The organism is Thioalkalivibrio sp. ALE20 (assembly GCF_000381405.1).
Lineage (GTDB): Bacteria > Pseudomonadota > Gammaproteobacteria > Ectothiorhodospirales > Ectothiorhodospiraceae > Thioalkalivibrio.
Map to the genome: position 1 here is coordinate 26,408 of NZ_KB906478.1, position 24,168 is coordinate 50,575.

The 24,168-nt window shown below is 67.4% G+C and carries 28 protein-coding genes and 2 tRNA genes; 8 read left to right on the forward strand and 22 right to left on the reverse strand.

All coding sequences use genetic code 11. The features are described from left to right. Positions 1-70: 70 nt before the first annotated feature. The 11 genes from ndk to F790_RS0111125 form a co-directional block, all read right to left on the reverse strand. Entirely contained in the window at positions 71-502 is a 432-nt protein-coding gene (gene ndk / locus F790_RS0111075; protein WP_018870398.1) for a nucleoside-diphosphate kinase, read from the reverse strand. 395 nt (positions 503-897) lie between these two features. After that, the gene (gene iscX, locus F790_RS0111080) at positions 898-1,101 is read right to left on the reverse strand and encodes a Fe-S cluster assembly protein IscX (RefSeq protein ID WP_018945660.1); all 204 of its coding nucleotides are present in this window, start codon (positions 1,099-1,101) and stop codon (positions 898-900) included. 19 nt (positions 1,102-1,120) lie between these two features. Further along, positions 1,121-1,459, reverse strand: a complete 339-nt coding sequence (gene fdx, locus F790_RS0111085) for an ISC system 2Fe-2S type ferredoxin (protein WP_018870400.1) — start codon at positions 1,457-1,459, stop codon at positions 1,121-1,123. A gap of 3 nt (positions 1,460-1,462) precedes the next feature. Then, the gene (gene hscA / locus F790_RS0111090; protein ID WP_026332935.1) at positions 1,463-3,352 is read right to left on the reverse strand and encodes a Fe-S protein assembly chaperone HscA; all 1,890 of its coding nucleotides are present in this window, start codon (positions 3,350-3,352) and stop codon (positions 1,463-1,465) included. Positions 3,353-3,408: 56 nt separating this feature from the next. Beyond that, complete coding sequence (hscB, locus tag F790_RS0111095; protein WP_019591700.1) at positions 3,409-3,930, reverse strand: Fe-S protein assembly co-chaperone HscB; 522 nt, start codon at positions 3,928-3,930, stop codon at positions 3,409-3,411. A gap of 122 nt (positions 3,931-4,052) precedes the next feature. Then, a complete protein-coding gene (iscA, locus tag F790_RS0111100) occupies positions 4,053-4,376 on the reverse strand; it encodes an iron-sulfur cluster assembly protein IscA (RefSeq protein WP_018870403.1) in 324 nt (107 codons plus the stop codon). A gap of 7 nt (positions 4,377-4,383) precedes the next feature. Beyond that, the gene (gene iscU / locus F790_RS0111105) at positions 4,384-4,791 is read right to left on the reverse strand and encodes a Fe-S cluster assembly scaffold IscU (protein WP_018870404.1); all 408 of its coding nucleotides are present in this window, start codon (positions 4,789-4,791) and stop codon (positions 4,384-4,386) included. A 48-nt stretch (positions 4,792-4,839) separates the two neighbouring features. Beyond that, positions 4,840-6,063: an IscS subfamily cysteine desulfurase gene (locus tag F790_RS0111110; RefSeq protein ID WP_019591701.1), complete on the reverse strand. Its 1,224-nt coding sequence runs from the start codon at positions 6,061-6,063 to the stop codon at positions 4,840-4,842. Continuing rightward, positions 6,063-6,581: an Rrf2 family transcriptional regulator gene (locus F790_RS0111115; RefSeq protein ID WP_018870406.1), complete on the reverse strand. Its 519-nt coding sequence runs from the start codon at positions 6,579-6,581 to the stop codon at positions 6,063-6,065. The genes F790_RS0111110 and F790_RS0111115 overlap by 1 nt, the downstream gene beginning before the upstream one ends. Before the next feature lie 60 nt (positions 6,582-6,641). Then, positions 6,642-7,448: a serine O-acetyltransferase gene (gene cysE, locus F790_RS0111120; RefSeq protein WP_018870407.1), complete on the reverse strand. Its 807-nt coding sequence runs from the start codon at positions 7,446-7,448 to the stop codon at positions 6,642-6,644. 56 nt (positions 7,449-7,504) lie between these two features. Next, a complete protein-coding gene (locus F790_RS0111125) occupies positions 7,505-8,290 on the reverse strand; it encodes an RNA methyltransferase (protein WP_019591702.1) in 786 nt (261 codons plus the stop codon). Positions 8,291-8,450: 160 nt separating this feature from the next. Here F790_RS0111125 and F790_RS0111130 point away from each other — a divergent pair, with 160 nt between their 5' ends. Continuing rightward, positions 8,451-9,278, forward strand: coding sequence for an inositol monophosphatase family protein (locus F790_RS0111130; protein ID WP_019022478.1), 828 nt, complete (start codon positions 8,451-8,453; stop codon positions 9,276-9,278). Between the two features lie 110 nt (positions 9,279-9,388). Here F790_RS0111130 and secF read toward each other — a convergent pair whose 3' ends face one another. Genes secF through queA form a run of 5 tightly spaced genes read right to left on the reverse strand, consistent with a single transcriptional unit; the run spans position 9,389 to position 14,803 of the window. Next, entirely contained in the window at positions 9,389-10,339 is a 951-nt protein-coding gene (gene secF, locus F790_RS0111135; RefSeq protein WP_018870410.1) for a protein translocase subunit SecF, read from the reverse strand. A 16-nt stretch (positions 10,340-10,355) separates the two neighbouring features. Next, positions 10,356-12,221, reverse strand: a complete 1,866-nt coding sequence (gene secD / locus F790_RS0111140) for a protein translocase subunit SecD (protein ID WP_018870411.1) — start codon at positions 12,219-12,221, stop codon at positions 10,356-10,358. 13 nt (positions 12,222-12,234) lie between these two features. Next, positions 12,235-12,564, reverse strand: coding sequence for a preprotein translocase subunit YajC (gene yajC / locus F790_RS0111145; protein WP_018870412.1), 330 nt, complete (start codon positions 12,562-12,564; stop codon positions 12,235-12,237). Positions 12,565-12,612: 48 nt separating this feature from the next. Then, positions 12,613-13,728: a tRNA guanosine(34) transglycosylase Tgt gene (gene tgt, locus F790_RS0111150; protein WP_018870413.1), complete on the reverse strand. Its 1,116-nt coding sequence runs from the start codon at positions 13,726-13,728 to the stop codon at positions 12,613-12,615. Continuing rightward, complete coding sequence (gene queA / locus F790_RS0111155) at positions 13,718-14,803, reverse strand: tRNA preQ1(34) S-adenosylmethionine ribosyltransferase-isomerase QueA (protein ID WP_019589441.1); 1,086 nt, start codon at positions 14,801-14,803, stop codon at positions 13,718-13,720. Before queA ends, tgt begins: the two co-directional genes overlap by 11 nt. Positions 14,804-14,893: 90 nt before the next feature. On the opposite strand from queA, the gene F790_RS0111160 reads away from it, so the two are divergent. The 7 genes from F790_RS0111160 to F790_RS0111190 all read left to right on the forward strand — a co-directional run bounded on the left by F790_RS0111160 (position 14,894) and on the right by F790_RS0111190 (position 20,231). After that, a tRNA-Leu gene (locus F790_RS0111160) sits at positions 14,894-14,978 on the forward strand. 1 nt (position 14,979) lies between these two features. Further along, positions 14,980-15,055: transfer RNA gene (locus tag F790_RS0111165), tRNA-Thr, on the forward strand. Positions 15,056-15,291: 236 nt separating this feature from the next. Further along, entirely contained in the window at positions 15,292-16,050 is a 759-nt protein-coding gene (ubiG, locus tag F790_RS0111170) for a bifunctional 2-polyprenyl-6-hydroxyphenol methylase/3-demethylubiquinol 3-O-methyltransferase UbiG (protein WP_019589442.1), read from the forward strand. Positions 16,051-16,066: 16 nt separating this feature from the next. Beyond that, on the forward strand, positions 16,067-16,966 hold the full coding sequence (locus tag F790_RS0111175) for a histone deacetylase (protein WP_019022473.1): 900 nt from the start codon (positions 16,067-16,069) through the stop codon (positions 16,964-16,966). 272 nt (positions 16,967-17,238) lie between these two features. Continuing rightward, positions 17,239-18,012, forward strand: a complete 774-nt coding sequence (locus F790_RS0111180) for an SDR family NAD(P)-dependent oxidoreductase (RefSeq protein WP_026332937.1) — start codon at positions 17,239-17,241, stop codon at positions 18,010-18,012. A gap of 6 nt (positions 18,013-18,018) precedes the next feature. Continuing rightward, on the forward strand, positions 18,019-18,978 hold the full coding sequence (locus tag F790_RS0111185; protein ID WP_019591704.1) for an NAD(P)/FAD-dependent oxidoreductase: 960 nt from the start codon (positions 18,019-18,021) through the stop codon (positions 18,976-18,978). Continuing rightward, positions 18,975-20,231 (forward strand): FAD-binding domain-containing protein, encoded by a 1,257-nt coding sequence (locus F790_RS0111190; protein ID WP_019591705.1) that lies wholly within the window; start codon positions 18,975-18,977, stop codon positions 20,229-20,231. Before F790_RS0111185 ends, F790_RS0111190 begins: the two co-directional genes overlap by 4 nt. 71 nt (positions 20,232-20,302) lie before the next feature. On the opposite strand, the gene F790_RS0111195 is transcribed toward F790_RS0111190, so the two are convergent. The 6 genes from F790_RS0111195 to F790_RS0111220 are packed head-to-tail and all read right to left on the reverse strand — an operon-like array spanning position 20,303 to position 24,167. Next, the gene (locus F790_RS0111195) at positions 20,303-20,674 is read right to left on the reverse strand and encodes a hypothetical protein (protein WP_019591706.1); all 372 of its coding nucleotides are present in this window, start codon (positions 20,672-20,674) and stop codon (positions 20,303-20,305) included. Next, positions 20,671-21,198 carry a tRNA adenosine(34) deaminase TadA gene (gene tadA / locus F790_RS0111200; RefSeq protein WP_019591707.1) on the reverse strand — a complete coding sequence of 176 codons (528 nt, stop codon included), beginning with the start codon at positions 21,196-21,198 and terminating at the stop codon, positions 20,671-20,673. The genes F790_RS0111195 and tadA overlap by 4 nt, the downstream gene beginning before the upstream one ends. Continuing rightward, positions 21,195-21,716, reverse strand: a complete 522-nt coding sequence (locus tag F790_RS0111205; protein WP_019022467.1) for a glutathione peroxidase — start codon at positions 21,714-21,716, stop codon at positions 21,195-21,197. The genes tadA and F790_RS0111205 overlap by 4 nt, the downstream gene beginning before the upstream one ends. Then, complete coding sequence (locus F790_RS0111210) at positions 21,716-22,348, reverse strand: membrane integrity-associated transporter subunit PqiC (RefSeq protein WP_019569952.1); 633 nt, start codon at positions 22,346-22,348, stop codon at positions 21,716-21,718. The genes F790_RS0111205 and F790_RS0111210 overlap by 1 nt, the downstream gene beginning before the upstream one ends. Beyond that, positions 22,348-23,379 (reverse strand): MlaD family protein, encoded by a 1,032-nt coding sequence (locus F790_RS0111215; RefSeq protein ID WP_019591708.1) that lies wholly within the window; start codon positions 23,377-23,379, stop codon positions 22,348-22,350. Before F790_RS0111215 ends, F790_RS0111210 begins: the two co-directional genes overlap by 1 nt. Further along, entirely contained in the window at positions 23,376-24,167 is a 792-nt protein-coding gene (locus F790_RS0111220; RefSeq protein ID WP_019591709.1) for an ABC transporter ATP-binding protein, read from the reverse strand. Before F790_RS0111220 ends, F790_RS0111215 begins: the two co-directional genes overlap by 4 nt. Position 24,168: the final 1 nt, after the last annotated feature.

Here is a 24,168-nt window from a genome sequence, read left to right on the forward strand (position 1 = left end):
CGAACCCTGCCCCGGCAGGAGGCCGACCCTCCGGCCGATTTCACGCTCCTGCGGTTTGACCGCAATCGCCTCAGCGGGTGCGCGGGCAGACACCGTCATCGCCGAAGAAGAACGCGATCTCGCGCTCGGCGGTGTCCGCGGCGTCGGAACCGTGCACCGCGTTCTCGTCGATGGAGACCGCGTAGTCGGCACGGATGGTGCCCGGGGCCGCCTCGGAGGGGTTGGTCGCGCCCATGATGTCGCGGTTCTTGGCGATGGCGTCCTCGCCTTCCAGAACCTGCACCATGACCGGACCCGAGATCATGAACTCGACCAGGTCGTTGAAGAACGGGCGTTCCTTGTGAACTTCATAGAAACGCTCGGCCTGGGCGCGATCGAGGTGCATCATGCGCGCGCCCACGATCTTCAGGCCGGCCTTCTCGAAGCGGCTGTAGATCTCGCCGATCACGTTCTTGGAGACGGCGTCGGGCTTGATGATGGAAAGGGTACGTTCTTCGGCCATGGGGCGGCTCTCCTGTAGGGGAATGATTCGAGTCGGGTCGCCACCCGCTCCCGCAAACGCGAAACCCGCCATATGGCGGGTTCCCGATGCGAACGCGGTCACGGGGCAGCATGCGGCGCGCAGTGTAGCGGCCCGGCCGGCGCGCGGCAACGGCCGCGCGCCCCGTACGAGGCCAGCCTCTGGCCGATCCGGCACCTGCCGACCCCGCACGTGCGTTCGCGGCCGAGGCCGCTCCCACATGCCTGACGAATCCTGCAGGAGGCCAGCCTCTGGCCGATCCGGCGCGGTAGATGGGCCGGACGGGGAATCGGCCGGAGGGCCGGCCTCCCACCGGGGACAGGGTTCGACCTGTGGGAGGCCAGCCCCTGGCCGATCCGGCGATTCGGTGCCGCCGCTCAGTCGTCGACGTCCGCCTCGTCCATCCAGGCGAGCTGGATCGCCTCCAGGATGCGCTCGCCGGACCGTTCCGGATCGTCATCAAACTCCGGCAGTTCCACCACCCAGTTCCTCAGGTCAACGAAGTTGACGTTGCGCGGATCCACGTCCGGATGCTCATCCGCAAGCTGCATCGCGATTTCGCTGGTATCAGTCCATTTCATGACCGCACTCTCCCGCTGATCAGTGGTGCTCGGACACCTGATTGATGGTGTACTTCGGCAGCTCGACCACCAGATCCGCATCGCTCACGACCGCCTGACAGGACAGGCGTGAATCGGGCTCGAGCCCCCAGGCCTTGTCGAGCATGTCCTCTTCATCCTCGCTGGGCTCCTCGAGGCTGTCCATACCTTCGCGCACATACACGTGGCAGGTGGTGCAGGCGCAGGACTTCTCGCAGGCGTGTTCGATCTCGATCCCGTTCTTCAGGGCGAGATCGCAGATGCTGATGCCCGGCTCGGCCTCGATGGAGGCGCCCTCCGGACAGATTTCTTCGTGCGGCAGAAAGATCACCTGTGGCATGGGTCAGTTCCCTGAGTCGTCGTATTCGGAGACGTTGTGCCCCGCCAGTGCGCGGCGGATGCTGTCGTTCATGCGGCGCGCGACGAAGGCCTCGGAGGCCTGCTCGACGCGCTTGCGCGCGGCCTCGATGGCGTCCGGATCCTCGCCCCGGCCGCGTTCTTCGGCCAGGGCGTCGCGCGCGCTCTCGATGTTCGCGCGTTCCTCGGCATCCAGATAGCGGTCGCCGTCGGTTTCCAGGGCGGCGTTCAGCGCCTCCAGCACGCGGTCGGCCTCCACCTGTTCTTCGCGCAGGCGGCGCGCCTCCATGTCGTCACGCGCCGCGGAGGCGGAATCGCGCAACATCTGTTCGATCTCGGCATCGGTCAGGCCGTAACTGGGCTTGACCTCCACGTGGGCCTCGACGCCCTGGGTCTGCTCGCGCGCGGTCACGCTCAGCAGGCCGTCGGCGTCCACCTGGAAGCTCACGCGAATGCGCGCGGCGCCGGCGACCATCGGCGGGATCCCCGACAGGGTGAAGCGCGCCAGCGAACGGTTGGCGTCCACCACGTCGCGCTCGCCCTGCACCACGTGCACCGACATCGCGGTCTGGCCGTCCTTGAAGGTGGTGAATTCCTGCGCCCGACTGACCGGAATGGTGGTATTGCGCGGAACGATGAACTCGACCAGCCCGCCCATGGTTTCCAGTCCGAGCGACAGCGGGATCACGTCCAGCAGCACCAGCTCGGTGTCCGGCTTGTTGCCGGCAAGGATGTCCGCCTGCTGAGCGGCCCCGATCGCGACCACGCGATCCGGATCGATCCCGGCACGCGGTTCGCGGCCATAGAATTCCTGCACCGCCTCACGCACCGCCGGCATGCGGGTGGATCCGCCCACCAGCACCACCTCGTCGATGGCGTCGCGCTCCAGACCGGCATCCGCCAGCACCTGGCGGCAGGAGTCGAGGGTGCGGTCCAGCAGCGGCCGCGCCAGTTCCAGCAGGCCGGCGCGATCCAGCTGCCCCTGCCATTCACTGCCATCGGCGCGCGTCACACGCACCGCGGTGCGGTCGGCCTCGGTCAGCGCCTCCTTGGCGCGGCGCGCCTCCAGGGTCACGCGGCGCAGGCGCTGCGGGTCGCTTTCGCCCTGCATGCCGGCCTGCTGCAGCAGCCACTCGGCCACGCTGCGGTCCACGTCGTCGCCCCCCAGCGCGGAATCCCCGCCGGTGGCCAGCACCTCGAACACGCCGCGACGCAGCTGCAGGATGGAAATGTCGAAGGTTCCGCCGCCGAGGTCGTACACCGCGATGGTGCTTTCCTCACCCTGGTCCAGCCCGTAGGCGACCGCCGCGGCGGTCGGCTCGGAGATCAGGCGCAGGACATTCAGGCCCGCAAGCTGGGCGGCGTCACGAGTCGCCTGGCGCTGGGCGTCGTCAAAATACGCCGGCACGGTGATCACCACGCCTTCCAGCTCATCACCCAGGCTCTCCTCGGCGCGCGCCCGCAGGCTGCCGAGGATATCCGCGGAGACCTCGACGGCGCTCTTGTCCCCGGCGGCGGTCTCGATGCGCGGCACGCTCGAACCGTCTCCGGTCTTCAGCCGGAACGGCAGCTCGCCCGAGAGCGTCGCCACGTCGGATGCCGCGCGGCCGATCAGGCGCTTGACCGATGCGATGGTGTTGTGCGGATCATCGCCGGCATGCTCCGCGGCCTCGTATCCGACCTGCGCACCGTCCGCCGAATAGTGCACCACCGAGGGCAGGATGTGCCGGCCCTGTTCGTCCGGCAGGGTATCGGCCTCGCCGCTGCGGACCGTCGCCACCAGCGAGTGAGTGGTGCCCAGGTCGATGCCCGCAGCCAGGTGACGCTGGTGCGGGGCGGAATCAACGCCGGGTTCGGTGATCTGCAATAACGCCATCGCGTTCGGCTCCTGAGGAAGCTCTAGGTCGAAGGGGAATCTTCCGCCGGCGTCGGTTACGACGCCAGCGACTGTCGGGTTCGCTGGAGTTCCTCCAGCAAACGGTCGAAGAATCGCAGCTCGAGCACCCGATCACGGGCGTCGTCCGCCGGTTTCTCCGGATCGGCCAGGGCCGTGGCGACTTTCTCGCGCGCCTCGGCCCGCGCCCCGTTCAGCTCGTCGGCCAGGGCGTCCAGCGCCGCGGCATCGCTGGCACGTTCCGCGTCTTCCAGGCGTTCCCGCCATTCGATCTGGGCCTCGATGAAACCCATGTCCCGGCTGGTGTCGCGTTCGGGATCGAATTCGAATCCCGCCCGCTCGAGGATGTGCAGGGCGCGCCGATAGTCGTTCGCCAGGATATCGTGGGCCTCGTTCACGTCCGCGGCCATCGCCGCGGCCATGCGCCGCGCCTGATCGCCCTGACGCACGAAGCGGTCGGGATGAAGCTCCGCCTGCAGGCGCCGGAACCGTTCCTCCAGGGCATCACGATCCACCTCGAAGGCGACCGGAAGATCGAACTGTTCAAACGGATCGTTCATCGGCCGACTGTCATTCCTTGTCCGTAGCGAAAAACCGGGCCCGCAGGCCCGGCAAAGAAAAGGGGTGAGCGGGACGCCCGTCGCCGGACGGTCCCGCCGCACCCCGCGCTGGTCCGGTACCTTCAGACGTTGAAGCTTTCACCGCAGCCGCAGCGGGCCTTCTCGTTCGGGTTGTTGAAACGGAACCCCTCGTTCAGGCCTTCCTTGCCAAAGTCGAGCTCGGTCCCGTCGAGGTACACCAGGGACTTGGGACTCACCACAAGCTTCACCCCGTCCACCTCGAACACCGTGTCCGTTTCCTCGACCTCGTCGGCGAACTCCACCACGTAGGCCATGCCGGAGCAGCCGGTGGTCCTCACCCCGAGCCGCACGCCGACACCCTTGCCCCGCTGTTCGAGGAAGTGCCGGATGCGGTCGGCCGCGCTGTCGGTCAGTGTGATTGCCATATCGTCTTCAGGCCGTCTTCTGTTCCGGTTCCTCGGCGTCGTGCTTCTCCTGATAGTCGGAGATCGCCGCCTTGATCGCGTCCTCGGCGAGCACCGAGCAGTGGATCTTCACCGGCGGCAACGCCAGTTCTTCCGCGATCTGCGTGTTCTTGATCTGGCTCGCCTCTTCCAGGCTCTTGCCGCGCACCCATTCGGTGAGCAGCGAGCTGGACGCGATCGCCGAGCCGCAGCCGTAGGTCTTGAACTTGGCGTCCTCGATCACGCCATCGTCGTTAACCTTGATCTGCAGCTTCATCACGTCACCGCAGGCCGGCGCACCGACCATGCCGGTACCTACCGCCTCGTCGCTCTTGTCGAAGCTGCCGACATTGCGCGGATTTTCATAATGATCCATCACCTTGTCACTGTAAGCCATGGTATCTCTCCTGTTCGCGTACCCGTGGGTGGATGTTCCGGGACGGCCTCAGTGGGCCGCCCATTCGATGCTCTTGAGGTCGATACCGTCCTGGTACATCTCCCAGAGCGGAGACAGTTCGCGCAGTTTGCCAACGGCCTTGTGCACGATGTCGATGGTGTGGTCGACCTCTTCGACCGTGGTGTAGCGGCCGATGGAGAAGCGGATCGAGCTGTGCGCCAGCTCGTCGTCGCGACCCAGGGCGCGCAGCACGTAGGAGGGCTCCAGACTGGCCGAGGTACAGGCCGAGCCGGAGGAAACCGCGATGTCGCGCAGCGACATGATCAGGCTCTCGCCCTCCACGAAGTTGAACGACACGTTCAGGTTGTGGGCCACCCGGCGTTCCTTGTCGCCGTTGAGGTAGACCTCTTCCATGTCATCCAGCCCTGCCCACAGGCGGTCGCGCAGCATGCGGATACGCTCCAGCTCGCTGCCCATCTCTTCGCCGGCGATGCGGAAGGCCTCGCCCATACCCACGATCTGGTGCGGCGCGAGCGTACCCGAACGCATGCCGCGTTCATGCCCGCCGCCGTGGATCTGCGCCTCGATCCGCACGCGCGGCTTGCGGCGGACGAACAGCGCGCCGATGCCCTTCGGACCGTAGGTCTTGTGCGCGGAGAAACTCATCAGGTCCACCGGGAGCTTCGTCAGGTCGACGGCCACCTTGCCGGTCGACTGCGCCGCGTCCACATGGAACACGATGCCGCGTTCGCGACACAGGTTGCCGATCGCCTCGATGTCCTGAATGACGCCGATCTCGTTGTTCACGTGCATGACCGAAACCACGATGGTGTCGTCACGCATGGCGTCCTGCAGCTCCTGCAGGTCGACCAGACCATTCTCGTCGACCCCCAGATAGGTCACTTCGAAGCCTTCGCGCTCCAGCTGGCGGGCCGGGTCCAGCACCGCCTTGTGTTCGGTCTTGACCGTGATGACGTGCTTGCCCTTGCGCTGATAGAAGTGCGCGGCACCCTTGACCGCCAGGTTGTCGGCCTCGGTGGCCCCGCTGGTCCAGATGATTTCCTTGGGGTCCGCCCCCACCAGCGCCGCGACCTGCTCCCGCGCGTTCTCCACCGCCTTCTCGGCGTCCCAGCCGAAGCTGTGGCTCCGCGAGGCCGGATTACCGAACAGACCGTCCCGCGTCAGGAATTTCTTCATCTCCTCGGCGACGCGCTCGTCCACCGGCGTGGTCGAGGAATAGTCGAGATAGATCGGCAGTTTCAGGTCACTCATCACGCATTGCTCCTGTCCGCGGCCGCCACCGTGGCGCCCGCATGATCGTTTTCTTTTCCGGTCGAGCCGTGCACCGTCACCGGATGTTCGCCCTGCTCGCGCGCCTGCACGCTGGCCTCGTGGCGCTCCAGCACCTCGGCCAGCGAACGATTGCTGAGGAAATCATAGAGCTGATCGCTCAGATCCGCCCACAGATCGTGGGTCAGGCAGCGCGACTGCTTGTTGCAGTTGGCCTTGCCACCACAGCGGGTCACGTCCACCGGCTCATCCACCGCCACGATGATCTCGGCCACGCTGATCTCGGCAGAGTCGCGGCTGAGCGCGTAACCGCCGCCGGGGCCGCGGCTGGACACCACCAGCCCCTTCTTGCGCAGACGCGAGAACAGCTGCTCCAGATAGGACAGGGACAGCTTCTGCCGGCCCGCCACTTCGGCCAGCGAGACCGGCCCCTCGCGGGTATGGGTCGCCACGTCCAGCATGGCGGTGACGGCGTAACGTCCTTTGGTCGTCAGTTTCATGGCTCGATGCGCCTTCTTGTTCAGGTTGCTCGAGAGCTTAGCAATTCCTGATCAAAAAGGTCAACTATTACCCTGCTGTTTGCGGGGCGGGATTTCGCAGTCATCCGGTTCCAGCCCTTCCAGGTCGCAGGGCTCCAGCGGATGGCCGGTATCCTCGCCCATCGCCTCGCCCGGGTCGATGCCCGCACGCTTGAGCGCCTGACAGGCCTTTTCCATGCGGTCATCCAGCTCGTGGACGCGGTCCACGATGCGGTGCAGGGCGTTCGCCACCGGGTCGGGCATGTCCCGGGTGACGCCATAGGCGTCGAAACCCATGCGACTGGCCGCCTGCTGGAAACGCGGATCCGGCTCCGGGCGCGGCCCCAGCACGCGTGCCGGAATGCCCACCGCCGTCGCGTCGGCCGGCACGTCCTTCAGGACCACGGCATTGGAACCCACCCGGGCACGATCACCGACATGGATCGGGCCGAGCAGCTTGGCCCCGGCCCCGATCACGACCTCGTTGCCCAGAGTCGGGTGGCGCTTGCCGCCTTCCCAGCTGGTCCCGCCGAGGGTCACCTGATGATAGATGGTGCAGTCATCGCCGATCTCTGCGGTCTCGCCGATCACCACGCCCATCCCGTGGTCAATGAAGAAGCGCCGCCCGATGCGCGCGCCCGGGTGGATCTCGATGCCCGTCAGCAGCCGCGCGAAGTTACCGAGGATCCGTCCGAGCCAGCGCATGCGGTGATTCCACAACCAGTGCGCGGCACGATGAAACCACAGCGCATGCAGACCCGGGTACGCCGTCAGCACCTCGAAGGCATTACGGGCGGCGGGATCGCGCGCAAAAACGCAGCGGATATCCTCGCGCAGGGTCTTGAACATGGTTACGGTCTCATTCCTGAGTTATTCGGTAGGGTATCACAGCCGCAACACCGCGCTCACCGGCCCCGCAGGGTGTGCGTCAATATGCCACGCAACAGCCGCACCTCCGAGGCCGTGGGTTCCGCACGCAGATACAGATGCCGCAACCGGCGCATGGTGTGCCGCGGATTCTCCGGATCGAGCACCCCGATGCTCTGCAGGGCCTGTTCGTAGTGCGCGAACAGCCCTTCCAGCTCCGCATGGGTGGCCGCGGGATCCCGCTCCGCCGCCGAGGCCTGGCGCACCGCAGCATCCGGTTCCCCGGCCCCGGCCAGTGCCGCCCGACGCACCGCCCAGGTCATGATCTGCACGCTGCCGGCGAGATTGAGCGAGGAAAAATCGGGGTCGGTCGGGATGCGGACGAATGCGTGGCAATGATCCAGCTCTTCGTTGGTCAGGCCGCTGTGCTCGCGGCCGAAGACCAGTGCCACCGGCCCCTCGGCCGCCCCGCCGAGCACCCGCGACGCGGCACCGTCGGGCTCCAGCACCGGCACCGAATGCGTGCGCGTGCGGGCGCTGGTCCCCACCACCTGATGACAGTCGGCGACCGCCTCCGTCAGCGTGTCGACCACCGTGGCCCCTGCCAGCACGTCGTCGGCACCGGACGCCAGGGCGGTGGCGTCGGCATGCGGGAAGCGCTCCGGCGCCACCAGCGCCAGGTCGCGCATGCCCATCGCCTTCATGGCGCGGGCCGCGGATCCGATATTGCCCGGGTGGGTCGTTCCCACCAGCACGACCCGGACCCGGGCGGCGGCCCCCGGGCCCGGATCGATCGGTCGATGCTCGTCTGTGCTGGATTCCATGGCGCCCCTGCCCGCTCGCATGCGGGCGCGATTGTACACCGCCGCGCCGCGGGAAGCCCGACCACTTCCAAAGCCCCGATGCGTTGTGTATTGTTCGCGACCTTCGGGGGCGTCCGTGCGCCGGCCCCGATTCCTTCCCAAGCGATGTCGGAGATCCCTCATGCACCCCATGCTGAACACGGCGGTATCGGCGGCCCGCGCGGCCGGACGCATCACCACCCGCGCCTGGGGACGACCGGACCGGGTCAACACTCGCGAGAAGGCCCGCAACGACTGGGTCAGCGATGTCGACGTCAACGCCGAGCAGGCGATCGTCCAGACGCTGAAGAAGGCCTACCCCGACCACGCGATCCTCGCGGAGGAGGGAGGCAACCAGCCCGGGGCCACCGGCGCCGAACACGAGTGGATCATCGACCCGCTGGACGGCACCACCAACTACCTGCGCGAGATCCCGCAGTACGCGGTGTCCATCGCCCTGCGGCAGAAGGGGCGCCTGGAACACGCGGTGGTCTACGACCCGATCAAGGAAGAACTCTTCACCGCCACGCGCGGCGGCGGCGCCTTTCTCAACAACCGGCGCATCCGCGTGGGGCAGCGCAAGGATCTGTCAGGTGCGCTGCTGGGCACGGGCATCCCGTTTCGCGAGGGGCAGGACCTGGAACGGTACCTCCGCACCCTGCGCCACATGATCCCGGGCACGGCCGGCATCCGGCGGCCGGGTTCCGCGGCGCTGGATCTGGCGTGGGTCGCCTGCGGCCGTTTTGACGGCTTCTGGGAGATGGGCCTGCAGCCCTGGGACATGGCAGCGGGACTGCTGCTGGTGCAGGAAGCCGGTGGCCTGACCAGCGACTGGCAGGGTGGCAACGAGATCTTTCGCAAGGGCGATGTCGTGGCCGGGAACCCCAAGGTCCTGAAAACGATGCTGCAGCGTCTGCACGCTGCGGAGGTGGAGGGACGCAAAACCGGAAGCCCGCACGGCGAAGGCTGAATCGCCCGGGGCGGTCATCGGCCCCGCTCTGCTCCCGCAGCCACGCCCTCATATCCCTGTGGGGGCGGGCTTCCTTGTCCGTCCCTGCCCTCCCCCGAATCAGGGCGTTCTCAGGGCGTCGCATCCTCCTCGTCCGCCCCTTCCTTCTTCACCGGCAGCAGCACCTGGCGGTCGACCCCCAGCATCAGCGCCGCCGTGGCCGCGATGAAGATCGAGGAGTACGTCCCGACGATGACACCGATGATCAGCGCCACCGAGAAGTTCTGCAGAGCCGCCCCGCCGAGGAAGAACAGCGCGAACAGCACCAGCAGGGTCGTCATACTGGTCACGATCGTCCGCGCCAGGGTCTTGTTGACCGCATTGTTCATCACGAACTCGGTGCCCTGCTTGCGCAGTATCCGGAAGTTCTCGCGTATGCGGTCGTACACCACGATGGTGTCGTTCAGCGAGTAACCGATCACCGCCAGGACCGCCGCCAGGACCCCGAGGTCGAACTCCAGCTGCAGTGCCGAGAAGATCCCCAGCGTGATCACCACGTCATGCACCAGTGCCAGCACGGACCCCGCGGCGAAGCGCCATTCGAACCGCACGGCGACATAGATCAGGATCCCGACCAAGGCGTAGATCATCGCCAGACCGCCCTGCTCGCGCAGCTCCTCGCCCACCGACGGCCCGACGAATTCCACCCGGCGCAGTTCGGCACCTTCCGGGCCCCCGGCCTCCAGCAGCTGCATGACCTGATTGGACAGCGCCGCCTCGTCCGGCTCGTCCTCGCGCGGAGGCAGGCGGATCAGCACATCCCGCGCGGTCCCGAAGGTCTGGACCTGCGCTCCCTGGAATCCGCCCTCGTTGATGGTTTCCCGGATCGGATCGAGCTCCACCGCTTCCGGGTAACCGACCTCCACAAGGGTTCCGCCCGTGAAGTCGATGCCGAAATTGATCCCGCGGGTGGCGAGCATCAGCACCGACAGCAGGATCAGCACCACCGAGATCACCAGGGTGACCCGGCGCTTGCCCAGGAAGTCGAAGTTGGACTCGGCGAAGTTGAGATGCGGCAGCATTCCCCGGCTCCCGGACTTAAATGGACAGACGGGCCAGCCGCGGCTGGCGTCCGTAGGTCAGATTGACGATGGCCCGAGTCACCACGATGGCGGTGAACATCGAGGCGACGATCCCGATCGACAGCGTGATGGCGAAGCCCTTGATCGGGCCGGTCCCGAAGATGAACAGCACCACGGCGGCGATCAGGGTCGTCACGTTGGCGTCGGCGATGGTGGTCACGGCGCGGTCGTAGCCCGACGCGATCGCCGCCTGCGGCGACATGCCGTTGCGCAGCTCCTCGCGGATGCGTTCGAAGATCAGCACGTTGGCGTCCACCGCCATGCCAACCGTCAGTACGATCCCGGCGATCCCCGGCAACGTCAGCGTGGCCTGGAGCATCGACAGCACCGACACGATGAACACCAGATTGAGCGCCAGCGCGACGTTGGCGATCACGCCGAACACCCGGTAGTACAGGATCATGAACAGCATCACCAGCACGAAGCCGATGATGACCGACTGGATCCCGCGGTCGATGTTCTCCTGACCCAGGCTCGGGCCGACCGTGCGTTCCTCCACGATCGACATGGGTGCAGCCAGCGCGCCGGCCCGCAGCAGCAGCGCCAGATTGCGCGCTTCAGTGGTGGAATCCAGCCCGGTGATCTGGAAACGCCCGCCCAGCGGCTCGTTGATGCGCGCGACGTTGATCACTTCCTCGCTCTGCGAGCTGCGCATCACGATTTCGCCGTCTTCTTCCTCGGTCTCGATCGTGGTCTCGATGAACACCGTGGCCATCAGCCGGCCGACGTTATCCGAGGTCACGCGCGAGAAGATGCGGGCGCCCTGGCCGTCGAGATTGATGAAGACCGCCGGCCCGCCCGTGTCGTCAGCGATGCCGGACGAGGCGTCCGTAATGAACTCCCCGGTGAGCATGACCTGCCGCTGCAGCAGCACCGGGGTGCCGTCACGCTCTTCGTACAGCCGGGTCCCGGAAGGCACCTCGCCGGTTTCGCGGGCCTCCATGGGGTCCCCGCTTTCGGACACCAGGCGGAATTCCAGCGTCGCGGTCGCACCCAGCACTTCCTTGGCGCGCGCGGTGTCCTGCACGCCCGGCAGCTGCACCACGATGCGATGCTCGCCCTGCTGGGCGATCAGCGGCTCGGCCACGCCCAGCTCATCCACGCGGGTGCGCAGCGTGGAGATGTTCTGTTGCAGCGCCTGGCGGCGCAGTTCGGTCAGGTGCTCCTCCTCGAGAGTGCCGACCAGCAACCAGTCGTCGTCCTCCCGGCGCGGGGCCCACTCGAGCTCGCCGCGATATTCACTGCTCAGCCAGCTCTCGGCCTCGTCGCGTTCGCCGTCACTGGCAAAGCGAATGCGCAACTCGTCACCGCCGTCCTCGAGTGCGGAGAAACTCAGGCGTTCCTCACGCAGGCGGGGACGCAGCTCGTTGGTGTAGCGTTCGATGGCCGTACCGATCACCGCATTGAGGTCGACTTCCATCAGGAAGTGCACCCCGCCCCGCAGATCGAGCCCGAGCGACATCGGCTGGCCATTGATGGCACGCAGCCAGTCGGGCGTGGCCGGCGCCATGTTGAGCGCGACCGTGTGGTTGTCGTCCAGCGAATTCCGCAGGATTTCCGCGGCCCGGGACTGCTGGTCCGCGGTTTCGAACCGCAGCAGCAGCTGGCCGTCGCGGCGCTCGGCCCGCATCGGGGTCAGGCCCTGGGCACCGAGCACGGTACCGATCACGCCCTCCATGTTCTCCTCGACTTCCCCCGCCATGGGGTTATCGATCTGCACGGACGGATCTTCGGGGAACAGGTTGGGGGCGGCATAAAGCAGCCCGATCGTCACGACCACGACGATCAGGGCATACACCCACACCGGATAGGAGTTGCGCATCGGCTACGGGCCTTCAGAGGTCTTTCAGGGAACCCTTGGGCATGACGGACTGCACGGACTGCTTCTGCACGACGACGTTCACGCCATCGGCCACATCGACGTGAATGAAGTTTTCGCCGACTTCCGTGATCTTCCCGGCCATGCCGCCATTGGTCACGATCTCGTCACCCTTCGACAGGGACTCGACCATGGAGCGATGTTCCTTGGCCCGCTTGCTCTGCGGACGAATGATCAGGAAGTACATGATCGCAAAGAAGATCACGATCATGATCAGGAATTCGATCAGGCCACCACCGGCGGCCTGGCCTTCCTGCGCGTGGGCGGCGGAAATCAGGAAATCCATGCAGCTTCTCCGTTCAGCAAATCGGTTCGGTCAAACAGGCGGCGCGAATTATGGCACAGCAGGCACGTCCATGCCGCGCCGGCCGTAGAAATCCGCCACGAAGGCGTCCAGTGCCCCTTCGGCAATCGCCCCGCGCATCCCGCGCATCAGGTCCTGGTAGTAATGCAGGTTGTGCGTGGTCGCCAGGCGCGAGCCGAGGATCTCGTTGCACTTGTCGAGGTGCTTGAGATAGGCCCGCGAGTAGTTGCGACACGCGTAACAGCCGCACTCGGGGTCGATCGGGCGGGTATCGTCGCGGAACCGTGCATTGCGGATCCGCAGGACCCCCTCGCGGGTATACAGAAAACCGTTGCGGGCGTTACGGGTCGGCATCACGCAGTCGAACATGTCCACGCCGCGGCGCACCGCCTCCACGATGTCTTCCGGCCGCCCCACTCCCATCAGATAGCGCGGCTGCTCCACCGGCAGCTCCGGCAGAGTCACGTCCAGTGTGGCAAGCCGCTCGTCCTCCGGCTCGCCCACCGACAGCCCGCCGATCGCGTAGCCGTCGAAGCCAATCGAGCGCAGGCCGGCCGCCGACTCCCGGCGCAGCTCGGGGATCATGCCCCCCTGCACGATGCCGAACAGCGCCGCCGGGTTGTCCCCGTGGGCCTGACGCGAGCGGTCCGCCCAGCGCAGCGAGAGCTCCATGGAGCGGCGCGCTTCGTCATGCGTGGCCGGATACGGAGTGCACTCGTCGAAGATCATGACGATGTCCGAGCCCAGCTCGCGCTGGACCTGCATCGACGACTCGGGCGTCATCAGCACCTTCGAGCCGTCCACCGGCGACTGGAAGCGCACACCTTCCTCGCTGATCTTGCGCATCTCGGCCAGCGAGAAGACCTGGAACCCGCCGGAATCGGTCAGGATCGGCCCCTCCCAGTGCATGAAGTCATGCAGATCGCCGTGCGCCCGGATGATCTCCGTCCCGGGGCGCAGCATCAGATGGAAGGTATTGCCCAGGATGATCTGCGCCCCCAGCCCCGTGAGTTCCTCGGGGGTCATCGCCTTGACCGTGCCGTAGGTTCCCACCGGCATGAACGCCGGCGTCTCCACCTCCCCCCGCGGGAAGGTCAGCCGGCCGCGGCGGGCCGCCCCGTCGCTGCCCAGATGTTCAAACTGCATCGGAAGCCTCCGCGCTCGGCGGCTGATCGTCCGGATCGCCGGGTGCCAGCCACATCGCATCCCCGTAACTGAAGAACCGGTAGCGCTGCGACACAGCGTGTGCGTAGGCCGCAAACAGCCGCCGATATCCGGCAAACGCCGATACCAGCATCAGCAGCGTGCTCTGCGGCAGATGAAAATTGGTGATCATGCGGTCCACCACGCGGAACGGATATCCCGGCTGGATGAACAGCCGCGTATCGCCCGTGAACGGCTCCAGCTCGCCACCCGCCGCGGCCGACTCCAGCGCACGCACGCAGGTCGTGCCCACGGCCACCACCCGGCCGCCGCGCTCGCGGCAGCGTGCCACCGCCGCGCACAGCTCCGGCGAGACCTCCAGCCACTCCGCGTGCATCTCGTGGTCCGTCGTGTCCTCCACCTTGACCGGCTGAAAAGTACCCGCGCCCACGTGCAGCGTCACCGTTGCCGTCTCCACGCCACTGTCGCGCAGTCCGCGCAGCAGGGTGTCGTCGAAATGCAGCCCCGCCGTCGGCGCCGCCACCGCCCCTTCTCGCCGCGCGAACACCGTCTGATAGCGCGTGGTGTCCTCCTGCTCCGGCGCACGTTCGATGTACGGCGGCAGCGGCACCTGACCATGGGCATGCAACAGGGCCGGCAGATCCTGCTCGCCCGCCTTTCCTTCGCCGCACAGCGACAGGCGGAAGAACGGCCCCTCGCGCCCGGTCACTTCCACCTCGAAGGCCCCGTCCGCCAGCCACAACCGCACTCCGACGCCCGGAGCCCGGCTCGCACGCACCAGCGCCAGCGCCTCGCGCCCGCCTTCCAGCACCCGCTCGAACAGAACCTCCACCCGGCCGCCGCTCGCCTTCTGCCCGAACACCCGCGCCGGGATCACCCGCGTGTCATTGAGGACCAGCAGATCGCCCGGGCGCAGCCAGCGCCCGATGTCCGCGAACACGGCATCCTCCGGCTCCCCGCCCTCCAGGACCAGCAACCGGGACCCGGTGCGCTCCGGCAACGGATCCTGCGCGATCAGCTCGGACGGGAGCTCGTAATCAAAATCGGCAACTCGCATGGCGCGCGATCCTACCATGCCCCGGCTCGCGGGATACCGTTCGGCCGTATTGCCACACCCCCTGCGTGCGCTACACTACGGGCGCTGCACGCCGGGATGGTGGAATTGGTATACACGGCGCACTCAAAATGCGCTGGCTTCGGCCTTGTGGGTTCGAGTCCCACTCCCGGCACCAGGCCGGTGTAGCTCAGCTGGTAGAGCGTCTGATTTGTAATCAGAGGGTCGCAGGTTCGACTCCTGTCACCGGCTCCATCTATTCAGTACCTCAGGCGGCTCGCAAGCCCGTCCGAGGGCTGGCAACGCAACCCTCAACGCTCGGGCCGGGCTCTCACCGGCAACCTCCAGATCAGGCTGCACGTCGGCGCCCGAGACCCCGGATATCCGCTCTTTTTTCCGGGCCGAGTACCCTGCGCACGAGCGAATGCGATCAAAACCGTCGTCATATGGTCAGACAGAGACCTTGATGCCGATGACGAGCAACCCGGCCCATGACTTCTCCCAATCCGGAACACGACCGAACCGTTGATCCCGCCGAGGTGGAACGCTACCGCGCTCTGGCCGAGATGTGGTGGCAACCGGACGGAAAACTCTGGCCGCTCCACGTGCTGAATGGCCTGCGCAGCGATTACATCCGGGACCAGCTCTGCCGCTCGCTCGGACGGGACGCGGAGGCGGAGCGCCCCCTGGCCGGCCTGCGCATGCTCGACATCGGCTGTGGCGGCGGGCTGCTGAGCGAGGCCATGGCCCGCCACGGCGCGGATGTACTGGGCGTGGACGTCGTCGACCGCAACATCGCCGCTGCGCGGCTGCATGCCGCGGAGCAGGGCCTGGATATCGAGTACGAAACAAACACCGCGGAGGCCCTCGCAGCGCGTGGCGAAGCCTTCGACGTGATCCTGAACATGGAGGTGGTCGAGCATGTGGCGGACCTGCCCGCGTTCATGGCGAGCGTCAACCGCATGCTGCGTCCCGGCGGCCACACCTTCGTGGCCACCATCAATCGCAATCCGGTCTCGTTCGTGGTGGCAATCGTCGGCGCCGAGTACCTGTTCCGCATCCTGCCCCGGGGCACCCATCAGTGGAAGCGCTTTGTCACGCCCCGCGAAACACGCGATCTGCTGGCCCGGGACGACCTGGAGCCAGTGGCGCAGACGGGGGTGAAGGTGAATCCGCTCACCCGCCGGATGTGGCTGTCGCGATCCATGAGCGTCAACTACATGCTGCTGGCACGAAAGCCCGCCGACTGAAGGCCGGGGTCGCTGTATGCCGCTCAAACTGATCCATCATCCGGGGTACACGATCGAACTGCCGGATGGGCATCCGTTTCCGATGGCCAAGTTCCGGGTCCTGCGGGAGCGGCTGGAAACCGGGCTGTCCGACACGGCGTTCGAATGGGTGCAACCGGATATCGTCTCCTGGAGCGCCCTGTCCCGCGTGCATACACCAACCTACCTGGCTGCCTTCCTCTCCGGCCAGACCAGCAGGGCTGCCCAGAGGCGCAGCGGATTTCAGTGGTCGGAGGCGCTGGTGGAGCGGGTACGGCTGGAGACGGGCGGCACCCTGCTGACCGTGGAGGCCGCGCTGAGCGACGGACTGGCCCTGAACACCGCCGGCGGCACTCACCATGCCCACGCGGGATTCGCGAGTGGCTACTGCCTGATCAACGACATCGCGGTGGCGGCAGCGCACGCCCGGGCCAGGAGTTGGGTCCGACGCGTCCTGGTCGTCGACCTCGACGTACATCAGGGCGACGGCACCGCCGCCATCTTCGCGGACACCCCCGAGGTGGTGACCTTCTCCATGCATGCGGGGAGCAATTTCCCGGCGCGCAAGACGCCCGGCGACCACGACATCGAACTCGCCCGGGGCACTGGCGATGATGCCTATCTGGCGACCCTGCGGGATACCCTGGCGACCCTGATCGACGACGTGCGCCCGGATCTTGTGGTCTACGACGCCGGCGTCGACGTGCACCAGGCGGACCGGCTGGGGCATCTGGAGCTGACCGATGCGGGCCTCGAGGCGCGGGACCGGCATGTGCTGCAGGTCTGTCGCGAGAGGGCCGTGCCCGTGGCAGCGGTGATCGGCGGCGGTTACGACCGCGACATCACGGCCCTGGCGGATCGCCATGCGATTCTTTATCGAACCGCCGCCTCCCTGTGACAAGCTTGCGTCCGGAACCCGAGCCCAGTCGGGAATCCCGGGATCAAGAAATCATGGATCGTGCTGCGCGCGGCATGCCTGGACCGACATCGGTGACGATTGCGGCAGCGAACCGGCCCTGATCGGCCGAACCTGACGGCCAGCCCCGCCGCATTCAGGCGGAGCGATTGCACTGCGCGACGAGCACCAAACACCCCGGTTGAACTCGCCCGTCGGAACCGGGACAAACGCTGTGTATCGACCCGGAAAGAACCCCGAAGGACCCACGCGAGATGAGCAAACGAACAGTACTGGTGACCGGCGCAACCGGCGGGGTGGCGAGCGCGCTTGTGCGATCGCTGGATCCCGCCCATGACCGGGTTGCTCTCGTCTCGCGCAACGCCGAGGGACTGGACGCCCTTCGCGGGCAGCTTCCGGATGACCTCGAGGCATGCACCATCGTCGCGGATGTCAGCACCGCGGAAGGCGCGGATCAGGCCGTGGTCCGGGCCTCCGCACATTTCGGCGAGCCCCCCGCGCAACTCGCTCACTGTGCCGGCAGCGCGCTGCTGGCCCCGTTGCACCGAACCACACAGGCGCAGTATCGCGACTGCATGGCGGCCAACCAGGACAGCGCCTTCTACACCCTGCGCGCCTGGGTGAAGGCCCGACTCCAGACGGACGAACCCCGGGGCAGCGCCGTTCTGTTCAGCTCGGTCGTCGCCCAGATCGGCGTCTCCAATCACGAGGCGATTGCGATGGCCAAGGGCGCGATCGCCAGCCTGGTCCCGGCCGCTGCGGCGACCTACGCCGGCCACGGCATCCGGGTCAACGGGATCGCCCCCGGGCTGACACGGACGGGCGCCACCGAACGGCTGTTTGCCTCCCCGCGTGCCGAGGCGCAGATCGAAGCGCAGTATCCCCTGCAGCGTTACGGGCAGGCGGAAGACCTCGCGCGGGCCGTCACATGGCTGTTGTCCGACGAGGCCGAATGGGTCACCGGCCAGGTCCTGTCGGTGGACGGCGGGTTCTCCCGCGTGCGCCCCATGGTCCCGACGGGCGGCTGAGCGGTGGTGGCACGCATCGCCATCATAGGCGCCGGGATCTCCGGGCTCGCAGCCGCCCGACAGCTGCACGATGCCGGCCATGACTGTCTCGTGCTGGAGAAGAGCCGGGGCCTCGGCGGACGCATGGCCACGCGGCACACGGATGGCCTGAGCTTCGATCACGGGGCCCAGTATTTCACCGCTCGTGGCACAGACTTTCGCCACCAGGTGCTCGCCTGGCAGAACCAGGGTGCGGTGGCGGCGTGGGGAGCGGACCGGTACGTCGGCCGTCCCGACATGACGGCCCCGGCCGGCGCGCTGGCTGCGCCCCTGGAGGTGCGGCGCAACTCCCGGGTCGAGCGGCTTCGACGTTGCGACGGGGCCTGGCATCTGCAGGTCGAGTCGACGCCTGAAAATGCGGGGCTCGAGGGCCCGTTCGACGCAGTCCTGCTCGCCCTGCCCGCACCGCAGGCCGCCGAACTGTCGGCCACCGCCGCAACGGGCTTTGCGGCGCTCGCGGGCGTTCGTTATGCCCCCTGCATTGCGTTGATGGCCGCCGTCGAAGGCTCCACCGACCTGGACGAAACATCGTGCGAATTGTCCGGCCAGCCACTTTCATGGGTTGCCCGGAACGGCACCAAACCCGGCCGTAACGCGGAATCCGAGACCCTCGTGGCCCACGCCGGTCCCGACTGGTCCCGCGAGCACATCCAGCAAGACCCGGATCAACTGGCACATCCGCTACTGACTGCTCTGCGGCCCCTGCTCGGCTCCGCCCGCCTGCTCCACCATCAGGTCCACCGATGGCTGTACGCGCGGGTCGAGCAGGCCGCCGGGCGGCCGTGCCTCTGGGACGCCGGGCAGCGTCTGGGTGCCTGTGGCGACTGGGCCCTGGGACCACGCGTAGAGGCGGCATTCGACAGTGGGCGCGCCCTCGCAGACGCGGTCCTGGAAACCCTTCCCGACCCGCGAACGGGTGCCTCGTGAACGGCGTCGTCGACACCAACGGCGACGCCCCGGACGCACGCGCCGCGCTTTTTCCGCCGTCGCGGGCGGCCGCCCTGGAGCGGCTGTCGGATTTTGCCCCGCGTGCGGGCCATCACTACGCGGCCCGGCGCAACCACGATCCCGGACCCGGTGAACGCGACAACGTGTCGCTGCTTTCGCCCTACATCCGTCACCGGGCCATCAGCGAACACGAGGTGATCGCGCGGGTGCTGGCCCGGCATTCACCCGAGGCGGCCGAGAAGTTCGTTCAGGAGGTCTTCTGGCGGACCTACTGGAAGGGTTGGCTGCAGATGCGCCCCGGGGTCTGGCGGGCCTTCCTGGCGGAACGGGACATCGAACGGTCACGCCTTGCCGAAGACGATGGCCTGCGCGAGCGCGTTGCCGCGGCCGAGGCCGGACACAGCGGAGTCGAAGGATTCGACCACTGGGCCCGCGAACTGATCGCAACAGGGTATCTGCACAACCACGCGCGCATGTGGTTCGCGTCGATCTGGATCTTCACCCTGAGGCTGCCGTGGACCCTGGGGGCGGACTTCTTCCTGCGCCATCTGCTCGACGCCGACCCCGCCTCCAACACCCTGGGCTGGCGCTGGGTCGCCGGCATCCAGACGCCGGGCAAGACCTACCTCGCGACGACCGACAACATTGCCCGCTTTACCGACAATCGGTTCGGCCCGACGGATCTCGCGTCCGAGGCGCCCGCGATCCGCGACGAGACCCCGCCTCCCGCCAGCGCCCTCCCGGTCCCGCGCACCCTGCCGCGCGGCCGGCGCGTGCTCCTCCTGTTGCATGGCGACGACTTCAGCGGTCAGGAAGTGTTGCCGGCGGGAACCGACGTGGCGTCAATCGCCGTCGCCCGGCGCGGCCACCCCGACATCCCCTGGCCCTTTGGTGCCACGACCACCCACTGGGTCGACACAATGGCCGAGGATGCGGCGCGGCACGCGGGTGAGGCCCTGCAGCAGCCCGCAACCGTTCTCCCGCAACTGCATGCAGAGCAACTCCGGGTGCAGTGCGCCGCCGCGGGCGTGACCACCATCGCCACACCGGAGACGCCCGTCGGCCCCCTGGCCGACGCCCTGGATGACGTTGCCCGCGAGCTGGCGGAAGACGGGATCGAAGTCATTCCGCTGCGCCGGACCTGGGACGACCTCGCCTGGCCACATGCCACCCACGGATTCTTCCGCTTCAAGCGCCAGATCCCGGAACTGCTCGCCCGGAATGGCCTTTAGCGCCAGGCACTCCAACAGCGCTGTTGTTCGATGCCTTCACATCGCGTCAGCACCGCCTCGGTGGCATGTTTTCAGTCGTCCACATCCTCCAGGCGGGCCTGTTCGATCAGGACCGGGTAGACGTAACCGGCTCCGAAGTCCCGGTCGAACACGTAGACCCCTTCCACCCGCACTCGGTCACCCGGATCGGCGGTCTGTTGGCTGGTGAGGGTAATAAAGTCGCCGGGCTCGCCGGTGCCGTCCACCAGTCGCAGGAAATTGCGGCCCATGATGTCCTCATTGACCTGCGCGATGATGCCTTCCAGGCGCACCGTCTCGCCCTCAAGCTCTTCCGGTGCCTGATTCAGGGCTTCCACGCTGTGGATCTCGTTCGCGGCAACGGCCGTGACCAGCAGGCCCGCAGCCAGCGGCAGGGCCAGCAGGATGTGGCGGATTCGGATCATGAAGTTCTCCTTTGCGGATCGGGTTCGGGCGGCGCGCCATCTTCGTTCCCGACGGCGGGCGTGTTGCGCCGACGGGCGCGGAAGAAGTCGCGCAGCTGGGTCGCGGCGCGTTCGGCCAGCACGCCGCCGGTGACCGCCACGCGGTGGTTGTGGGCCGGATGGTGGATCAGGTCGATGGCACTGCCGGTGGCCCCGGTGCGTGGATCGGCCGCCGCGTACACCAGCCGCGCCACCCGGGCGTGGATGATGGCGCCGGCGCACATGGAACAGGGCTCCAGGGTCACGTAGAGGGTGGTGCCGGGGAGGCGGTAGTTGCCCACACGCTCCCCGGCCGCGCGCAGGGCGCGGATCTCGGCGTGCGCGGTGGCGTCACGGCTGGCGATGGGTGCGTTGTGGGTCGCCGCGAGGGCGTTGCCTTCGGCATCCACCAGCACCGCGCCTACGGGCACCTCGCCGGCTGCGGCTGCGGCCTCGGCCTGTGCGAGCGCCTGTTCCATCCAGCGCACGTCATCCTGCTCGCTCATGCGGCGCTGGCGGGCGCGGGCTCGTCCAGCGCCCGTTCGATGGCGCTGGCCAGATCCTGCGGGCGCCGCGTGGGGGCGAAGCGCCGGATCACGCGGCCGTCCCGCCCCACCAGAAACTTGGTAAAGTTCCATTTGATCCGCTGCGTGCCCAGGGCACCGGGGCCGGCCGTCTTGAGGTGGCGGAACAGCGGATCGGCGCCCTCCCCGTTCACCTCGATGCGGGCGAACACCGGGAAGCTCACGCCAAAGCGCAGGCCGCAGACCCGGATGGAGTCGGCATCGCCCGGCTCCTGGCGACCGAACTGGTTGCAGGGGAACCCCAGCACCCGGAAGCCGCGTTCGCCATAGCGATCCTGCAGCGCCTGCAGCCCTTCGTACTGCGGGGTGAAACCGCACTGCGAGGCGACGTTGACGATCAGCAGCACCTCGCCGCGGTACTCGCCGAGCCGCTGCCGCCCGCCGTCGGCGCGGGTCACTTCGAAGTCATACACCGTGGCTTGCGGGTCCGGGTCGGCCATTATCCGTCCGCCTCCTGTCGCGCGAAGGATTGGAGTTCCGCCTCGAGGTCCGTGAGGCTGGCCGCCATGCCGCGGGACAGGGCGGCCACCAGGGCCCGGGGCGAGCGTTGTTGCAGGGCTTCGGTGGCCTCGAAATGCGCCAGCTCGGTCCGATCAGCACCACCCAGCCGGGTCCGCAGCCCCACGCGTGCGGCATCGCGGCCGCTGTGCGTATCCAGGTCACCGTACAGGGCCGTGACCAGCACGTGCAGTTCCACCACCGGTTGCCCGGCCGCCCGCGCGGCGCGGGCGTCGTCCACCAGAACCACGGCGCCGTCGCCACGGGTCCAGCGTTCGCGCAGCAGCTGTTCCACCTGTTCCGCCGGACGCAGGAACCATTCGTTGTAGTAGTCCGATTCGTACTCGTGCGGCCCCAGGCGGTACACCAGCCCCTTCTCGGCATAGGCGGGAGCCACGCGCACCGAGCCCAGCTCCACCGCCACGGGCGCCCCGGCATCGGCTGCGGGCGGCCCGGTGTCCTCCGGCAGTTCCAGCAGGAACCACGCCCGCTCCACCGGTTCGCGTTCGGCCAGCAGACCGCAGCCCCCCAGCAGGAATGCGGCCAGCACCGCCAGCAGTAGCGCGCGTGTCATCAGCGTTCCTCTCCCCGATTGTCCCGGTCCATGATACTGCGCGGCGGCGGTGCCCCGAACAGGGTACCCGCCGGATTGCGCCGCACGTCCTCCGAAAGGCTGCGCAGGCTGCGCGTGGTGTTCTGCAGCTCTTCCAGGGTTTCCGCCAGTTTCGCCTCGTTCACTTCCACGCCGCGATCCAGGCGTTCCACCATGCCCTCGATCCGGGCCACCAGCTCGCCGATCTCGGCCTGTTCCGCGGTGCGCCTCAGCTGACGCATGGTCTCGCGGGTCTCGCCCGGGAGGGCCTGCGTATCGGGATGGTCGAGGAGATTCTCGACGGATTCCATGATGCGCTCGGCGCTGGTGGCCGTAGTCTCCAGTTCGCCGATCAGGTCGTCCGCCCGTCCGGCGATGCCCTCCACGTCGATGCTCGACACGGTGTCGTCGAGATTGACCAGCAGGCTGTTGAGATTCCCCACCACGCCCTCGATATCGATATCGTCGATGCGTTCCAGCAGCTTCTCGGCATATTCAATGAACTGCATCGTGATGCTGGGCGCCGACGGCAGATAGGCATACTCCGGATCCCAGGGGTGATCCAGCGGCGGGTGTTCCGCGGGATCGGCGAAGTCCGCCTCCAGGTAGTTCATGCCGGTGATGCCCTGGGCCGCCATGCGCACCCGCAGCCCGGCCTCGACCAGCTGCTCCAGGACATCGTCCTCGAACAGGGCTTCCTGCGGCGTGGTCGCAAAACGGTCCGGCCACAGGCGCGCGCGCACCAGCACGTAGCGCTTGCGTTCCGCCGGGGGAACATCCTGTTCGTACTCCACCGAGGTGAAGCCCAGCCGGGTGACCTCGCCGATCTGGACCCCGCGGAACTTCACCGGGGCGCCGACCTCCAGTCCCTGCACCGACGAATCCATGTACGTCTCGATCATCATCGACGGTCGGAAGAAATTCCCCGCCGTCGCAATCAGCAGGATGATCACCAGCGCGGCGAGTCCGCCGAGGATGAACAGGCCCAGCCGGAAATGCTGTCGGGCACTCATGCGGAGGTCTCCTCGCCGTTGGCTGCTTCGTCCTGGTCGCCGCCCAGAAAGCGCCGCACCCAGGGGTGTGTCGACTCCTCGCGCAGGCGTCGCGGATCCCCGTCGGCGACGATGGCCCGGGTTTCCTTGTCGAGCATAATCACGCGGTCGGCGATGGCAAAAATGCTCGCGAGCTCGTGGCTCACGATCACGATGGTCATGCCCAGGCTGCGCGCGAGCCGCCGGATCAGCCGATCCAGCTCGCGCGAGGTAATCGGATCCAGCCCGGCCGAGGGTTCATCCAGGAACAGTACCGAGGGGTCGAGCGCCATGGCCCGCGCGATCGCGGCACGTTTCTGCATGCCGCCGGAGATCTCCGAGGGCATGAAATCCGCGAACGCGCCCAGCCCCACCAGCTGCAGCTTCGCGCGAGCCACAGCGTCCATCGCCGGACGCGGCAGAGCGGTGTGAACCTCCAGCGGCAGGCGCACATTCTCCTGCAGGGTCATGGACCCGAACAGCGCGCCCATCTGATACATCACCCCCATGCCCCGCAGGATGGCCTCGAAACGCTCGCCGTCGGCGTGGGCAATATCCGCGTCGCCGATCCAGATCCTTCCGGCCTGCGGGGTATACAGCCCGATCATGTGCTTGAGCAGCGTGCTCTTGCCACTCCCGGAGCCCCCGAGGATCACGAAGATCTCGCCACGGCGGACCTCGAAGTTCAGATAACGCATCAGCACGAAATCGTCGAAGCCCATGGTCAGGCCTTCCACCCGGATCACCGGATCCGTATCGGACTGCGCCATG

What these genes read in the sequence shown, in the direction of transcription:
- F790_RS0111195 (WP_019591706.1), bottom strand. Translation starts at nt 20,674, where the DNA reads ATGATCCGAATCCGCCACATCCTGCTGGCCCTGCCGCTGGCTGCGGGC.
- iscX (WP_018945660.1), bottom strand. Translation starts at nt 1,101, where the DNA reads ATGAAATGGACTGATACCAGCGAAATCGCGATGCAGCTTGCGGATGAG.
- tadA (WP_019591707.1), bottom strand. Translation starts at nt 21,198, where the DNA reads ATGAGCGAGCAGGATGACGTGCGCTGGATGGAACAGGCGCTCGCACAG.
- F790_RS0111110 (WP_019591701.1), bottom strand. Translation starts at nt 6,063, where the DNA reads ATGAGTGACCTGAAACTGCCGATCTATCTCGACTATTCCTCGACCACG.
- secD (WP_018870411.1), bottom strand. Translation starts at nt 12,221, where the DNA reads ATGCGCAACTCCTATCCGGTGTGGGTGTATGCCCTGATCGTCGTGGTC.
- F790_RS0111205 (WP_019022467.1), bottom strand. Translation starts at nt 21,716, where the DNA reads ATGGCCGACCCGGACCCGCAAGCCACGGTGTATGACTTCGAAGTGACC.
- F790_RS0111180 (WP_026332937.1), top strand. Translation starts at nt 17,239, where the DNA reads ATGAGCAAACGAACAGTACTGGTGACCGGCGCAACCGGCGGGGTGGCG.
- ndk (WP_018870398.1), bottom strand. Translation starts at nt 502, where the DNA reads ATGGCCGAAGAACGTACCCTTTCCATCATCAAGCCCGACGCCGTCTCC.
- yajC (WP_018870412.1), bottom strand. Translation starts at nt 12,564, where the DNA reads ATGGATTTCCTGATTTCCGCCGCCCACGCGCAGGAAGGCCAGGCCGCC.
- F790_RS0111175 (WP_019022473.1), top strand. Translation starts at nt 16,067, where the DNA reads ATGCCGCTCAAACTGATCCATCATCCGGGGTACACGATCGAACTGCCG.
- queA (WP_019589441.1), bottom strand. Translation starts at nt 14,803, where the DNA reads ATGCGAGTTGCCGATTTTGATTACGAGCTCCCGTCCGAGCTGATCGCG.
- hscA (WP_026332935.1), bottom strand. Translation starts at nt 3,352, where the DNA reads ATGGCGTTATTGCAGATCACCGAACCCGGCGTTGATTCCGCCCCGCAC.
- ubiG (WP_019589442.1), top strand. Translation starts at nt 15,292, where the DNA reads ATGACTTCTCCCAATCCGGAACACGACCGAACCGTTGATCCCGCCGAG.
- tgt (WP_018870413.1), bottom strand. Translation starts at nt 13,728, where the DNA reads ATGCAGTTTGAACATCTGGGCAGCGACGGGGCGGCCCGCCGCGGCCGG.
- fdx (WP_018870400.1), bottom strand. Translation starts at nt 1,459, where the DNA reads ATGCCACAGGTGATCTTTCTGCCGCACGAAGAAATCTGTCCGGAGGGC.
- F790_RS0111115 (WP_018870406.1), bottom strand. Translation starts at nt 6,581, where the DNA reads ATGAAACTGACGACCAAAGGACGTTACGCCGTCACCGCCATGCTGGAC.
- F790_RS0111220 (WP_019591709.1), bottom strand. Translation starts at nt 24,167, where the DNA reads ATGGCGCAGTCCGATACGGATCCGGTGATCCGGGTGGAAGGCCTGACC.
- cysE (WP_018870407.1), bottom strand. Translation starts at nt 7,448, where the DNA reads ATGTTCAAGACCCTGCGCGAGGATATCCGCTGCGTTTTTGCGCGCGAT.
- F790_RS0111125 (WP_019591702.1), bottom strand. Translation starts at nt 8,290, where the DNA reads ATGGAATCCAGCACAGACGAGCATCGACCGATCGATCCGGGCCCGGGG.
- iscA (WP_018870403.1), bottom strand. Translation starts at nt 4,376, where the DNA reads ATGGCAATCACACTGACCGACAGCGCGGCCGACCGCATCCGGCACTTC.
- F790_RS0111215 (WP_019591708.1), bottom strand. Translation starts at nt 23,379, where the DNA reads ATGAGTGCCCGACAGCATTTCCGGCTGGGCCTGTTCATCCTCGGCGGA.
- iscU (WP_018870404.1), bottom strand. Translation starts at nt 4,791, where the DNA reads ATGGCTTACAGTGACAAGGTGATGGATCATTATGAAAATCCGCGCAAT.
- F790_RS0111130 (WP_019022478.1), top strand. Translation starts at nt 8,451, where the DNA reads ATGCACCCCATGCTGAACACGGCGGTATCGGCGGCCCGCGCGGCCGGA.
- F790_RS0111210 (WP_019569952.1), bottom strand. Translation starts at nt 22,348, where the DNA reads ATGACACGCGCGCTACTGCTGGCGGTGCTGGCCGCATTCCTGCTGGGG.
- hscB (WP_019591700.1), bottom strand. Translation starts at nt 3,930, where the DNA reads ATGAACGATCCGTTTGAACAGTTCGATCTTCCGGTCGCCTTCGAGGTG.
- secF (WP_018870410.1), bottom strand. Translation starts at nt 10,339, where the DNA reads ATGCTGCCGCATCTCAACTTCGCCGAGTCCAACTTCGACTTCCTGGGC.